The organism is Ralstonia insidiosa (assembly GCF_008801405.1).
In the GTDB taxonomy this organism is placed as follows: Bacteria; Pseudomonadota; Gammaproteobacteria; order Burkholderiales; family Burkholderiaceae; genus Ralstonia; species Ralstonia insidiosa.
This window is the reverse complement of sequence record NZ_VZPV01000001.1, coordinates 1,655,798-1,668,217: the sequence shown is the minus strand read 5'-3', so window position 1 is coordinate 1,668,217 and position 12,420 is coordinate 1,655,798. Positions and strand designations below refer to the sequence as shown.

Genomic DNA, 12,420 nt, shown 5'->3' with positions numbered 1-12,420 from the left:
CCTGGCGCGGGCCGTTTTGCGGCACGCGCTTGTCCAAAGCCGCGGCGGCATGATGCCGCCGTAGCTGGTTGGCTCACGAGGAGCCGTTGTCCTTCCGGAATTTCAACTGCGCCACTCGCCGCTTGCGCAGCGAGTGTCCTGAATCAGCGGTACTTCGCGTCGGCCGCCTTGTTCGCCGCAATTTCCGGCTCGAAGCGGTCACCCACGGCCAGCAGCATGTCCTTGGTGAAGTACAGGTCGCCGCGCTTCTCACCGTGGTATTCCAGGATGTGCGTCTCGACGATGGCATCCACCGGGCAAGCTTCTTCACAGAAGCCGCAGAAAATGCACTTGGTCAGGTCGATGTCGTAGCGCGTGGTGCGGCGGGTGCCGTCGTCACGCTGGTCCGACTCGATCGTGATGGCCAGGGCCGGGCACACGGCTTCGCACAGCTTGCATGCGATGCAACGCTCTTCCCCATTCGGATAGCGACGCAGCGCGTGCAGTCCGCGGAAACGCGGCGACAGCGGCGTCTTCTCTTCCGGGAAGAGCACAGTGATCTTGCGCGCAAACAGATAGCGCCCGGTCAACGCCAAGCCCTTGAAGAGTTCCTTCAGGAGCAGGCTGTTAAAGAATTCCTTGATGGCAAGCAACATGGTGCCTTCCTATTGTCCCGTTACTTCCAAATGTTCCACGGCGACACCAGCCAGATGGCAACGATGATCAGCCAACCCACGGTGAGCGGAATAAAGATCTTCCAGCCCAGGCGCATGATCTGGTCATAGCGATAACGCGGGAACGATGCGCGCAGCCAGATGAAGACCGACAGCAGCAGGAAAACCTTGATCAGCAGCCAGAAGAAGCCCGGAATCCAGTTGAACACCGGTGCATCGATCGGCGGCGCCCAGCCACCCAGGAACATGGTTGCCGTCATCGCCGAGATAACGATCATGTTGATGTACTCGGCCAGGAAGAACAGCGCGAACGCCATGCCCGAGTACTCGATCATGTGGCCGGCCACGATTTCCGATTCGCCTTCCACCACGTCAAACGGGTGACGGTTGGTTTCCGCCACGCCCGAGATGAAGTACACGCCGAACATCGGCAGCAACGACAGCCAGTTCCACGACAGGATGTTGACGCCGTGGTCCGCAAAGAAACCGCGGTTCTGCGAGTTGACGATGTCCGACAGGTTCAGACTGCCCGTCACCATCAGCACCGTCACCAGCGCGAAGCCCATGGCGATTTCGTATGAAATCATCTGCGCCGAAGCGCGCATCGCACCCAGGAACGCGTACTTGGAGTTCGAGGCCCAACCGGCCAGGATCACGCCGTACACGCCCACCGAGCTGATCGCCATCACGTACAGCAGGCCGGCATTGATGTTCGACACCACAGCTTCGGCCTGGAACGGCACCACCGCCCAGATCGCCACAGCCGGCATCAGCACCATCAGCGGCGCAATGATGTATAGGCCACGGCTGACCTGGCTCGGCACCATGACTTCCTTGAGCAGCAGCTTTAGCACGTCGGCAATCGGCTGCAGCAGGCCCATCGGGCCAACGCGGTTCGGGCCCAGACGCACGTGCATCCAGCCAATCAGCTTGCGCTCCCACAGGATCAGGTAAGCCACGCACAGCAGCAGCGGCAGGATGATGCAGACCGCACGCACCAGCGTCCAGATCAGCGGCCACCAGCCACCGAAGGTCGCCGTGCCGAAAGAAGTAATCGACTCGATCATGTTGACCCTTACACCGTAGCCGCCAGAGCGGACGATTCAACCTTTTCAACGCTCACCGCACCGAACATCGCACCCAGCTGGGCCGATACCTCGGTCGCGGCCGACACGCGGATCACGCCGGACGCCAGCGACTTGTCCAGCACCGCAGGCAGCACCACGCTACCCGGCCCTTGCGTCACGCGAACAGCATCGCCGTTGGCCAGGCCCAGTTGCGCAAACAGATCGGCCGGCAGACCAGCGCGAACCGCAGCACGGGCAGCGGCCGTCAGTTGCAGCGAACCTGCGCGGCGCACGATCGGATCAGCGTGATAGATGGGCACATCTGCCAGACGCTCGATGCCGGCAGCGGCGGCGGCGGGAGCGGCGATTTGTGCCGTCGTCGTATTCGACAGACGATCGGTCACCGGCTTGGCCAGCACTTCATTACGCACGACTTCCGAGGTGTCGTAATCGAATCCCGACAAGTTCAGCAGGTTGCCCAGCACGCGCAGCACCTTCCAGGCCGGACGCGAATCGCCCAGGCCGCGCACAACACCGCTGAAGCTCTGCGGCAGGCCTTCGCAGTTGACGAAGGTGCCCGAGGTTTCAGTGAACGGCGCAGTCGGCAACAGCACGTCGGCGTATTCCAGCGCAGCGCGCGACGCGAACGGCGCCAGCACAACCACGGTGTCAGCCTGGTCCAGTGCAGCACGGGCTTGCGCCGGATTGGCCGTATCGAATTCCGGCTCAGCACCGAGCAGCACGTATGCGCGGCGCGGGTGCGCCAGCATGGCGGCGGCGTCCAGGCCGTCGCCTTGCGGCAGTGCGCCAGCGATGTAGCCGCCGACGGTGTTGGCTGCTTCCGTCAGGAAGCCCAGCGTGGCGCCGGTCTGCTGCGCAACCCACTGGGCCAGCGCATGCAGTTGCGAGAATTGCGGGTGTGCCACAGCGGCGTTGCCGAGGAACACAGCCTTGCGCTCACCCGAAGCCAGGCTTTCGGCGATGCGCTTGGCAACGTCACCTGCTTCAACACCATCGGTACCATTCGGACGAGCGACGCTTTTAGCGGCAGCAACCGCCACCGCCACTTGCGACAGCAGCGACAGCCATTGCGACGGTGCGCCCAGCAGTTGCGTAGCGGGCATCAGCAGGTCTTCACCACCGGCGCCGATCACATTCAGCTGCGAGCCCTTCTTGCCGGCCTGACGCAGACGTGCGGCCAGCAGCGGATGATCCTTGCGCAGGAATGCGCCCACCACCAGCGTGCGCTGCAACAGCGACACATCGGCGATCGGCATACCCAGCCACGGAGCGCCCGTCGGCTTGGCCGAGAAATCGGACTGACGCAGACGGAAATCGACGTTGTCGCTGCCGATACCGCGCACCAACTTTTGCAGCAGGAACAGCTCTTCCAGCGTGCTGTGCGGGCTGGCCAGCGCGCCGATCTGCTCTGCGCCATGGTCGCGCTTGATTTCGTTCAGGCCGTTGGCAACGTATTCCAGCGCCGTGGTCCAGTCGACAGCCTTCCACTGACCGCCCTGCTTGAGCATCGGCTGGGTCAGGCGGTCGTCGCTGTTCACGCCTTCATAGGCGAAGCGGTCTTTGTCGGACAGCCAGCATTCGTTGATCGCCTCGTTGTCCAGCGGCAGCACGCGCATCACGCGCTGGTTCTTCGTCTGGACGATCACGTTGGCGCCCAGGCCATCGTGCGGCGACACCGACTTGCGGCGTGCCAGTTCCCATGTGCGAGCCGAGTAGCGGAACGGCTTGCTGGTCAGCGCACCGACCGGGCACAGGTCGATCATGTTGCCCGACAACTCGGAGTCAACAGTCTGACCGACGAACGTGGTGATCTCGGAATGCTCACCGCGATTGAGCATGCCCAGTTCCATCACGCCGGCCACTTCCTGGCCAAAGCGGACGCAGCGCGTGCAGTGGATGCAGCGCGTCATCTCTTCCATGGAGATCAGCGGGCCCACGTTCTTGTGGAACACCACACGCTTCTCTTCCTTGTAGCGCGACTCGGACTTGCCGTAACCCACGGCCAGATCCTGCAACTGGCACTCGCCGCCCTGATCGCAAATCGGGCAATCCAGCGGGTGGTTGATCAGCAGGAATTCCATCACGGACTTCTGCGCCTTCACCGCCTTCTCGGAGTTGGTGAAGACCTTCATGCCCGCGGTGACCGGCGTGGCACAGGCCGGCAGCGCCTTGGGCGCCTTCTCGACCTCGACCAGACACATCCGGCAGTTGGCCGCGACCGACAGTTTGCGGTGATAGCAGAAGTGAGGAATGTAGGTGCCCGCCTGACGAGCCGCCTCCATCACCAAGCTGCCTTCGGCAACCTCAACCTTCTTGCCATCGATTTCGATTTCAACCATGTTCTGCCACGCTTAAATGTAGGTGGGCACCATGCACTGCTTGTGTTCGACGTGATACGCGAACTCATCCCAGTAGTGCTTGAGCATGCCGCGGACCGGCATCGCGGCGGCATCGCCGAGCGCGCAGATGGTCCGGCCCATGATGTTTTCGGCCACGTTGTTGAGCAGGTCCAGGTCTTCCTGGCGGCCCTTGCCGTGCTCGATACGATCGACCACGCGGTACAGCCAGCCGGTGCCTTCACGGCACGGCGTGCACTGGCCGCACGACTCTTCAAAGTAGAAGTACGACAGGCGCAGCAGCGACTTCACCATGCAGCGCGTTTCGTCCATCACGATCACGGCGCCTGAGCCCAGCATCGAGCCGGCCTTGGCGATCGAGTCGTAGTCCATGTCGGAGGCCATCATCAGATCGGCCGGCACGACCGGCGCCGACGAACCACCCGGAATGACCGCCTTGAGCTTCTTGCCACCGCGCATGCCGCCAGCCAGTTCCAGAAGCTTGGAGAACGGCGTGCCGAGCGGAATCTCGTAGTTGCCCGGACGCTCCACGTCGCCAGACACCGAGAAGATCTTCGAGCCGCCGTTGTTCGGCTTGCCCATCTTCAGGTAGTTGTCCGGGCCGATCGACAGCAGGAACGGCACCGCTGCAAAGGTTTCGGTGTTGTTGATCGTGGTCGGCTTGCCATACAGGCCAAAGCTCGCCGGGAACGGCGGCTTGAAGCGCGGCTGACCTTTCTTGCCTTCCAGCGACTCGAGCAGCGCAGTTTCTTCGCCGCAGATGTACGCGCCATAGCCATGGTGCGCATGCAGCTGGAAGTTGAAACCGGAGCCGAGGATGTTGTCGCCCAGGAAACCGGCAGCACGCGCCTCTTCAAGCGCCTGCTCGAAAATCTTGTACTCGTTCCAGATCTCGCCGTGGATGTAGTTGTAACCCACGGTGATGCCCATCGCGTAGCCGCCGATGGCCATGCCTTCGATCAGCGCGTGCGGGTTGTAGCGAATGATGTCGCGATCCTTGAACGTGCCTGGCTCGCCCTCGTCCGTGTTGCACACCAGATACTTCTGGCCCGGGAACTGGCGCGGCATGAAGCTCCACTTCAGGCCGGTCGGGAAGCCCGCACCGCCACGACCACGCAGGCCCGAGGCCTTCACGTCGGCAATGACTTGTTCGGGGGTGATCTTTTCCGTCAGGATGCGCTTGAGCTGCTGATAGCCACCGCGCTTGACGTAGTCTTCAAGGTGCCAGTTGTCGCCGTTCAGACCGGCGAGAATCAACGGCTGAATGTGTCGATCGTGCAGAGAGGTCATTTACTTGCCTGCTCCGTTGGTCGCCTTCGCCTGGAGGTCGGCGATCAGCGCGTCGAGCTTCTCGTTGCTCATGAAGCTGCACATATTGGTATTGTTGACGATCATGACCGGTGCGTCACCGCACGCGCCCATGCACTCGCCTTCCTTCAGCGTGAAGTTGCCGTCGGCAGTGGTCTCGTTGAAACCGATGCCCAGCTTCTTCTTCAGGTAGTCGGCAGCGCGCTCACCACCCGACAGTGCGCACGGCAGGTTCGTGCACACCGACAGCTTGAAGCGACCCACCGGCTTGGTGTCGTACATGTTGTAGAACGTCGCCACTTCCTCGACCCACACCGGCGGCATTTCGAGGTACTCGGCCACGAACTGCATGACTTCGGGCGAGACCCAGCCTTTCTCGCTCTGCGCGACCGCCAGCGCCGCCATCACGGCGGACTGCTTCTGGTCGGCGGGATATTTCGCGACCGCCCGGTCGATTTCCTTGAGAGCTTCTGCTGATAGCATGTTCGTTGCGATTGGTGCGGGACGCGGGGCGAACTACAAGTACCCCGGCGTGCGTCCTCGTTTCACAGCCGCGCTTGCCTGCGCGTCAAACCGTTATGTCTTGCGGGCTTAGCGATCAATCTCGCCAAACACGATGTCTTGCGTACCGATGATCGTCACAGCGTCGGCGATCATGTGGCCGCGCGCCATCTCGTCGAGCGCCGCCAAGTGCACAAAGCCCGGCGCGCGGATCTTCAGACGGTACGGCTTGTTGGCACCGTCCGAGATCGCATAGATGCCGAACTCACCCTTCGGATGCTCGACGGCGGCATACGCCTCGCCCTCGGGCACGTGCATACCTTCGGTAAAGAGCTTGAAGTGGTGAATCAGCTCTTCCATGTTCGTCTTCATCTCGACGCGCGACGGCGGAGCCACCTTGTGGTTATCGGTGATCACCGGACCCGGGTTCTTGCGCAGCCATTCGATGCACTGACGGATGATGCGATTGCTCTGGCGCATTTCTTCAACACGTACCAGGTAACGGTCGTAGCAATCGCCGTTCACACCCACCGGAATGTCGAAATCAATGCGGTCGTAGACTTCGTAAGGCTGCTTCTTGCGCACGTCCCAGGCAATGCCCGAGCCGCGCAGCATGGCGCCGGAGAAACCTTTGTTGAGCGCACGCTCCGGGCTCACCACGCCGATACCGACCAGACGCTGCTTCCAGATCCGATTGTCGGTCAGCAGCGTTTCGTATTCGTCAACGTACTTCGGGAAACGGTTGGTGAAGTCTTCGATGAAGTCCAGCAACGAACCCGAACGCGTTTCGTTCAGGGCAGCCAGGGCCTTCTCGTTGCGCACCTTGGATGCCTTGTATTGCGGCATCGTGTCAGGCAGATCGCGGTAGACGCCGCCAGGACGATAGTAAGCCGCGTGCATGCGTGCACCCGACACCGCCTCGTACATGTCAAACAGGTCTTCGCGCTCGCGGAAGGCGTACAGGAACACCGCCATGGCGCCCACGTCCAGCGCATGCGAACCGATCCACATCAAGTGGTTCATGATCCGCGTGATCTCATCGAACATGACGCGGATGTACTGAGCACGCAGTGGCACTTCCAGGCCCAGCAGACGCTCGATGGCCATCACGTACGCATGCTCGTTGACCATCATCGACACGTAGTCGAGGCGGTCCATGTACGGCACGCTCTGGATCCAGGTCTTCTGCTCGGCGAGCTTCTCAGTCGCGCGATGCAGCAGGCCAATGTGCGGGTCGGCACGTTGAATGACTTCGCCGTCCAGCTCGAGCACAAGGCGCAGCACGCCGTGCGCGGCCGGGTGTTGCGGGCCGAAGTTCAGGGTGTAATTCTTGATATCTGCCATGATCGGGCGCCCTTCAGTGCTTCAGACCACCGTACTGATCCTCGCGGATCACACGCGGCGTAATCTCACGCGGCTCGATGGTCACCGGCTGGTAGACCACGCGACGCTGCACCGGGTCATAACGCATTTCAACGTAGCCCGAGACTGGGAAATCCTTGCGGAACGGGTGGCCGATGAAACCGTAATCGGTCAGGATGCGGCGCAGGTCTGGGTGACCCTCGAACACCAGACCGTACAGGTCGAACGCCTCACGCTCAAACCAGTCGGCGGAATTCCAGATGGTGGTGACGGAAGGCACGACCGGGAAATCATCTTCCGGCGCGAACACGCGCACGCGCACGCGCCAGTTGTTCGTGATCGACAGCAGATGCGACACAGCAGCAAAGCGCGGACCATTCCAGGCACCATCGCCGTAGTCGGCATAGTCAACGCCGCACAGGTCCATCAACTGCTCGAACTTAAGCGATGCGTCATCACGCAGCGTACGCATGACGTCGAGGTAATCGGCAGCCTTCACCACGAGGGTGAGTTCGCCAACCGCCTCGGTCAAACTTTGAACACGATTGCCCAGCGTCTTTTCGAGCGCGGCCTTCAGGGTGGCAAGCTTTTCGGTCATGTCAGCCCTTGCGCGCAATAGTATTGGTGCGACGGATCTTGGCCTGCAGCTGGATGATGCCGTAGATCAGCGCTTCAGCCGTCGGCGGGCAGCCCGGCACGTACACGTCAACCGGCACGATACGGTCGCAACCGCGCACCACGGAATACGAATAGTGGTAGTAGCCGCCGCCGTTGGCACACGAGCCCATCGAGATGACCCAGCGCGGCTCGGCCATCTGGTCGTACACCTTGCGCAGAGCGGGGGCCATCTTGTTGCACAGCGTGCCGGCCACGATCATCACATCCGACTGACGCGGCGACGGGCGGAACACCACACCGAAGCGGTCCAAGTCATAACGCGATGCACCCGCGTGCATCATTTCCACAGCACAGCAGGCCAGGCCGAACGTCATCGGCCACAGCGACCCGGTGCGGGTCCAGTTGATCAGCTTGTCAGCGGTAGTCGTGACAAAGCCTTCATTGAGTACGCCTTCGATCGCCATTTCACATCACTCCCAATCGAGCGCGCCTTTTTTCCAGATGTAGACGAAGCCCACGAGAAACTCGAGAAGAAACACACCCATCGCGAAGAACCCAGGCCAACCGATTTCACGCAGCGCCACGCCCCACGGGAAGAGGAACGCGGTCTCCAGATCGAACAGGATGAACAGGATGGCGATGAGGTAATAGCGCACGTCGAACTTCATGCGCGCGTCTTCAAAGGCTTCGAAGCCGCACTCGTACGGCGAGAGCTTTTGAGGATCGGGATTGTTCGGACCGAGAATTCGGCCGATGGTCATGAGTGCAAGGCCAAGGCCAACACCAACGACGATGAACAACAGTACGGGGAAATAGGCTTCGAGGTTCAAGGGACGCCCGCCTTTTTGAATGGTTGCAACAGCACTGCCCGCAGGCGGCGCCTTGTCGCCCCATCGAAGGCGCCGGGTCCGCAGCCTCACGACACTCTAACTGCATGTCGTTTTGCGGATGGGGCCAGAAAGGAACATTTCCAAGCGGAATGCCCATTAGCCAGACCCCGAATTTGATTGGTGCCGACGGCGAGACTCGAACTCGCACAGCTTTCGCCACTACCCCCTCAAGATAGCGTGTCTACCAATTTCACCACGTCGGCTGGGGGATGAAACTCTATCAGGAACGCGGTTCAGGCTTAACGCCGCTGCCGTTTTCCGTGTTGTTTCAAGCCTCACATTCTACCGCAAAGCGAAGCTTTTGTTCAATGCACAAACAAAAATCTTATACCTCGCGACGCACCAGAAAAAATCAACAGCGCGCCGGCAATCGTTACATCAAATTACTTCGGCACAGCCGGTGCGGAGGCCGCAGCCGGAACAGCCGGAGCCGATGCCGCGGGCGCCGAAGCGGCCGGCACAACCGGAGCCACCGAACCCATCACACCCGCCGACACGCTGCCCTTGTTGGTGCCGATCAGCGTCAGCGCCAGCGTGGCCACGAAGAACACGGTGGCCAGCACAGCCGTCGTGCGCGACAGGAAGTTGGCCGAACCGGTCGCACCAAACAGGCTGCCCGATGCGCCAGAGCCGAAGGCAGCACCCACATCAGCGCCCTTGCCATGCTGCAGAAGCACCAGACCGATCACACCAAGCGCGCTCAGGATTTGCGCTACCAGCAGCAGAGTCTTCAGAATTGCCATTTCGTTTCTCTCAATAATATGTTGCGGTTGCACATGCGCCGCATGCTGCAACCTCGATCAATCGTTCAAGCGCGACCGATCGCCAAGAAATCTTCGGCCTTCAGCGATGCACCGCCGATCAGGCCACCATCGATGTCCGCCATCGCAAACAACTCACCTGCGTTGTCCGGCTTGACGCTGCCGCCGTACAGAATCTGCAGACGCTGTGCCACACCCGCATCACGGGCTGCGATGCGTGCGCGCAGGAAAGCGTGCACGGCCTGCGCCTGCTCGCTGGTTGCAGTCTTGCCGGTGCCGATTGCCCAGACCGGCTCGTAAGCCACGACGATGCGACCCAGTTGCTCGATCGACAGCGCCTCCAGCACCGCATCCAGTTGGCGGCCGACCACCTGCTCAGTTTCGCCCGCCTCACGTTGCGCCAGCGTTTCGCCTACGCAGACGATCGGGGTGATGCCATGCTCCAGTGCACGCAGTGCCTTCGACGCCACTTGCGCATCGGTTTCACCGTGATACGTGCGACGCTCCGAGTGACCGACGATTGCGTAGCCGCAGCCAAATTCAGACAGCATCGACGCCGCCACTTCACCGGTGAACGCGCCGCGCGTTTCAGCCGACACATCTTGCGCGCCCCAACCCACCGCAGAACCCGCGAGCAGCGACTGGCATTGGGCCAGATACGGGAACGGCGCACACACCGCCAGCGTGGCGTTGGTCTTGCCTGCGGCCTTGATCTGCTCAAGCAGCGCGGCGTTGGTGCTCAGGCTGCCATGCAGCTTCCAGTTGCCTACCACCAGCTTCGGTCTTGCGTTCACGTTCTTGTTCCGCCCGGTCGACTGTCAAATAAACCCGGCATTCTACCGTGGCGGCAAAAACGGGGTCAATTTTGGCGCCTTGAACTCAATCCCAAACCAACATGATCTTGCCGATGTGCGCGCTCGACTCCATCAAGGCGTGCGCCTGCGCTGCCTGCGCGGCCGGCATCACCTCGTGCACGACAGGCTTGATACGCCCTGACGCCAGCAGCGGCCACACATGCTCGTAAAGGTTGGCGGCGATTGCGGCCTTGAAGGCCACCGGGCGTGGGCGCAACGTCGACCCCGTGAGCGTAATGCGCCGGCGCAGAATGTCGCCCAGCGGCACTTCAGCCTTGGCACCGCCCAGCAGCGCGATCAGCACGATGCGGCCATCGTCAGCCGTGCAGGCAATCTCGCGTGCGACATAGCTGCCACCAACCATATCGAGCACCACGTCAACGCCCCGCCCGGTCTCAGCCTTGACGATCTCGGCGAAGTCTTCGGTTTTGTAGTTGATGGCGCGCGCGGCCCCCAACTCCACACACGCGGTGCACTTGTCGGCGCTACCGGCCGTGGCAAACACGCGATAACCGAGTGCGGATGCCATCTGGATCGCCGTCGTGCCAATGCCGCTGGAGCCACCCTGCACGAGCAGCGCCTCCGCCTTGCCGTGCGGGCCCTGGCCCAGCAAGCCGCGATCGAACACGTTCGACCACACAGTGAAGTAGTTCTCCGGCAGCGCGGCGGCCTCGACGTCGGTCAACCCCGCAGGCACCGGCAGCACCTGACCAACCGGCGCCGCGCAGAACTCGGCATAGCCGCCGCCTTGCACGAGCGCGCATACGCGGTCACCTGCCTTCAGGCCATAGCGGTTATCCGCGTGTGACAGATCGCCGCCGACAATTTCTCCGGCCACTTCCAGCCCCGGAATATCAGACGCGCCCGGTGGCACCGGATAGTTGCCCATACGTTGAAAAACATCCGGCCGATTCACGCCGGCCGCGCGCACGCGGATCAACACTTCGCCGGCCTTGGGCTCGGGCATCGGACGCTCGCCAAGTTTCAGGACTTCAGGGCCGCCGTACTGGGTGATTTCAATCGCTTTCATGGGAATCCATTCGGTATTGGGTTACGAGGCGCTGCGCTTGGGCTCAACGAAGTGCTGCGGGATGCCGCGCGATGTCTCGCGCAGAATCTCTTGCTTGCCGTGGACGATGGCGTCAGCGATTTTGCCGATATGCAATTTGAGCCACATCTCGGTGGGCGAGCCGGCTCGGTAATCGGCTGGGCCGAGCATGTCGACGCGATCATCGGCACGCAGGTTGTCAGCCTGCTCGAATGAGCGCGGGCTCTCGGGGTTGTAGACCGCATACGTGCGGCCGCCGCCCTTGCGCGCCACCGAAAATGCCGGAATATCGCTCGGGCCATCGGCCACATAGATCATGTTGGCGAACGGCACGCGGCGCTCGTCTTCGGCAATCGACGAGTTCACATTGACCGCTTCTGGGTGCTTGTTGACGCCCTTGTTGATTTCGAACAGCGCGCGGGTTTTGGTGGTGTTGTCGATGGCGTAGATGACTTCCGAGATGACCTGGCGACCGTTCGCGTCGGGCGCCTCCAAGAATTCGCAGCCCCACACGCCGTCGATGTACGGAGCAATGGGCGAGCCCTTGATCATCTCCGTCAGCCCCGTGCTGACAATGTAGTGTTCGAGCTTGATGTCGAAGGCTTGGTAGGCAGCGTTGTCGCGCACCCATGCCTTGCTGCGCTCGAAGAAATCGGTCACGCCGGGGAAAAATTCGAGTTGAGTGCCGAGCTCGCGGAGCGTGGCGTTATCGAGACCGCCCATGCGGCCGTCGCGCACGTGGCGCAGCAGTACATTCAGGTAGAACGTTTCACGATTGACCTTCTGGCCGCGCGATTCGATAGTCTTCGAGCCGGCTTCAACTTCATCCCAGAAGCCCTGCTCGACGATGCCATAGCGCTCGAACAGCGGCTCTTGCATGTAACGCGGGATCAGCGTTTTATCGAAATCCCAGACAACAGCGATGCGGTTTTGCTCGAACAAGCGGCTCATGATGGGTCGCGGAAGAAGAACTCGCGACG

Annotated in this window: 13 protein-coding genes and 1 tRNA gene; all 14 read right to left on the bottom strand. The window is 61.6% G+C overall.

Annotated elements, in window-relative coordinates; all coding sequences use genetic code 11:
• Nucleotides 1–143: 143 nt before the first annotated feature.
• The gene (nuoI, locus tag F7R11_RS07990) at nucleotides 144–635 is read right to left on the bottom strand and encodes an NADH-quinone oxidoreductase subunit NuoI (protein ID WP_003261939.1); all 492 of its coding nucleotides are present in this window, start codon (nucleotides 633–635) and stop codon (nucleotides 144–146) included.
• A gap of 20 nt (nucleotides 636–655) precedes the next feature.
• The gene (nuoH, locus tag F7R11_RS07985) at nucleotides 656–1,720 is read right to left on the bottom strand and encodes an NADH-quinone oxidoreductase subunit NuoH (protein ID WP_021194984.1); all 1,065 of its coding nucleotides are present in this window, start codon (nucleotides 1,718–1,720) and stop codon (nucleotides 656–658) included.
• An 8-nt stretch (nucleotides 1,721–1,728) separates the two neighbouring features.
• On the bottom strand, nucleotides 1,729–4,080 hold the full coding sequence (nuoG, locus tag F7R11_RS07980; protein ID WP_064802482.1) for an NADH-quinone oxidoreductase subunit NuoG: 2,352 nt from the start codon (nucleotides 4,078–4,080) through the stop codon (nucleotides 1,729–1,731).
• A 12-nt stretch (nucleotides 4,081–4,092) separates the two neighbouring features.
• Entirely contained in the window at nucleotides 4,093–5,388 is a 1,296-nt protein-coding gene (gene nuoF, locus F7R11_RS07975; RefSeq protein WP_021194986.1) for an NADH-quinone oxidoreductase subunit NuoF, read from the bottom strand.
• Nucleotides 5,389–5,889, bottom strand: coding sequence for an NADH-quinone oxidoreductase subunit NuoE (gene nuoE / locus F7R11_RS07970; protein ID WP_021194987.1), 501 nt, complete (start codon nucleotides 5,887–5,889; stop codon nucleotides 5,389–5,391).
• Nucleotides 5,890–5,997: 108 nt separating this feature from the next.
• Nucleotides 5,998–7,251 carry an NADH-quinone oxidoreductase subunit D gene (locus tag F7R11_RS07965; RefSeq protein WP_021194988.1) on the bottom strand — a complete coding sequence of 418 codons (1,254 nt, stop codon included), beginning with the start codon at nucleotides 7,249–7,251 and terminating at the stop codon, nucleotides 5,998–6,000.
• Nucleotides 7,252–7,264: 13 nt separating this feature from the next.
• On the bottom strand, nucleotides 7,265–7,867 hold the full coding sequence (locus F7R11_RS07960; protein WP_021194989.1) for an NADH-quinone oxidoreductase subunit C: 603 nt from the start codon (nucleotides 7,865–7,867) through the stop codon (nucleotides 7,265–7,267).
• A gap of 1 nt (nucleotide 7,868) precedes the next feature.
• Nucleotides 7,869–8,351: a NuoB/complex I 20 kDa subunit family protein gene (locus F7R11_RS07955; protein ID WP_003261929.1), complete on the bottom strand. Its 483-nt coding sequence runs from the start codon at nucleotides 8,349–8,351 to the stop codon at nucleotides 7,869–7,871.
• A gap of 6 nt (nucleotides 8,352–8,357) precedes the next feature.
• Nucleotides 8,358–8,717 carry an NADH-quinone oxidoreductase subunit A gene (locus tag F7R11_RS07950; RefSeq protein WP_021194990.1) on the bottom strand — a complete coding sequence of 120 codons (360 nt, stop codon included), beginning with the start codon at nucleotides 8,715–8,717 and terminating at the stop codon, nucleotides 8,358–8,360.
• Between the two features lie 178 nt (nucleotides 8,718–8,895).
• Nucleotides 8,896–8,980 (bottom strand) — tRNA-Leu (locus F7R11_RS07945).
• Nucleotides 8,981–9,160: 180 nt separating this feature from the next.
• Complete coding sequence (secG, locus tag F7R11_RS07940; protein ID WP_064802480.1) at nucleotides 9,161–9,520, bottom strand: preprotein translocase subunit SecG; 360 nt, start codon at nucleotides 9,518–9,520, stop codon at nucleotides 9,161–9,163.
• A gap of 65 nt (nucleotides 9,521–9,585) precedes the next feature.
• Nucleotides 9,586–10,332: a triose-phosphate isomerase gene (tpiA, locus tag F7R11_RS07935; protein ID WP_064802478.1), complete on the bottom strand. Its 747-nt coding sequence runs from the start codon at nucleotides 10,330–10,332 to the stop codon at nucleotides 9,586–9,588.
• Nucleotides 10,333–10,417: 85 nt separating this feature from the next.
• Complete coding sequence (locus F7R11_RS07930) at nucleotides 10,418–11,422, bottom strand: NAD(P)H-quinone oxidoreductase (protein ID WP_064802476.1); 1,005 nt, start codon at nucleotides 11,420–11,422, stop codon at nucleotides 10,418–10,420.
• 21 nt (nucleotides 11,423–11,443) lie between these two features.
• A complete protein-coding gene (locus F7R11_RS07925; RefSeq protein ID WP_064802474.1) occupies nucleotides 11,444–12,391 on the bottom strand; it encodes an HAD family hydrolase in 948 nt (315 codons plus the stop codon).
• Between the last annotated feature and the right edge of the window lie 29 nt (nucleotides 12,392–12,420).

What these genes read in the sequence shown, in the direction of transcription:
- nuoI (WP_003261939.1), bottom strand. Translation starts at nt 635, where the DNA reads ATGTTGCTTGCCATCAAGGAATTCTTTAACAGCCTGCTCCTGAAGGAA.
- nuoH (WP_021194984.1), bottom strand. Translation starts at nt 1,720, where the DNA reads ATGATCGAGTCGATTACTTCTTTCGGCACGGCGACCTTCGGTGGCTGG.
- nuoG (WP_064802482.1), bottom strand. Translation starts at nt 4,080, where the DNA reads ATGGTTGAAATCGAAATCGATGGCAAGAAGGTTGAGGTTGCCGAAGGC.
- nuoF (WP_021194986.1), bottom strand. Translation starts at nt 5,388, where the DNA reads ATGACCTCTCTGCACGATCGACACATTCAGCCGTTGATTCTCGCCGGT.
- nuoE (WP_021194987.1), bottom strand. Translation starts at nt 5,889, where the DNA reads ATGCTATCAGCAGAAGCTCTCAAGGAAATCGACCGGGCGGTCGCGAAA.
- F7R11_RS07965 (WP_021194988.1), bottom strand. Translation starts at nt 7,251, where the DNA reads ATGGCAGATATCAAGAATTACACCCTGAACTTCGGCCCGCAACACCCG.
- F7R11_RS07960 (WP_021194989.1), bottom strand. Translation starts at nt 7,867, where the DNA reads ATGACCGAAAAGCTTGCCACCCTGAAGGCCGCGCTCGAAAAGACGCTG.
- F7R11_RS07955 (WP_003261929.1), bottom strand. Translation starts at nt 8,351, where the DNA reads ATGGCGATCGAAGGCGTACTCAATGAAGGCTTTGTCACGACTACCGCT.
- secG (WP_064802480.1), bottom strand. Translation starts at nt 9,520, where the DNA reads ATGGCAATTCTGAAGACTCTGCTGCTGGTAGCGCAAATCCTGAGCGCG.
- F7R11_RS07930 (WP_064802476.1), bottom strand. Translation starts at nt 11,422, where the DNA reads ATGAAAGCGATTGAAATCACCCAGTACGGCGGCCCTGAAGTCCTGAAA.
- F7R11_RS07925 (WP_064802474.1), bottom strand. Translation starts at nt 12,391, where the DNA reads ATGAGCCGCTTGTTCGAGCAAAACCGCATCGCTGTTGTCTGGGATTTC.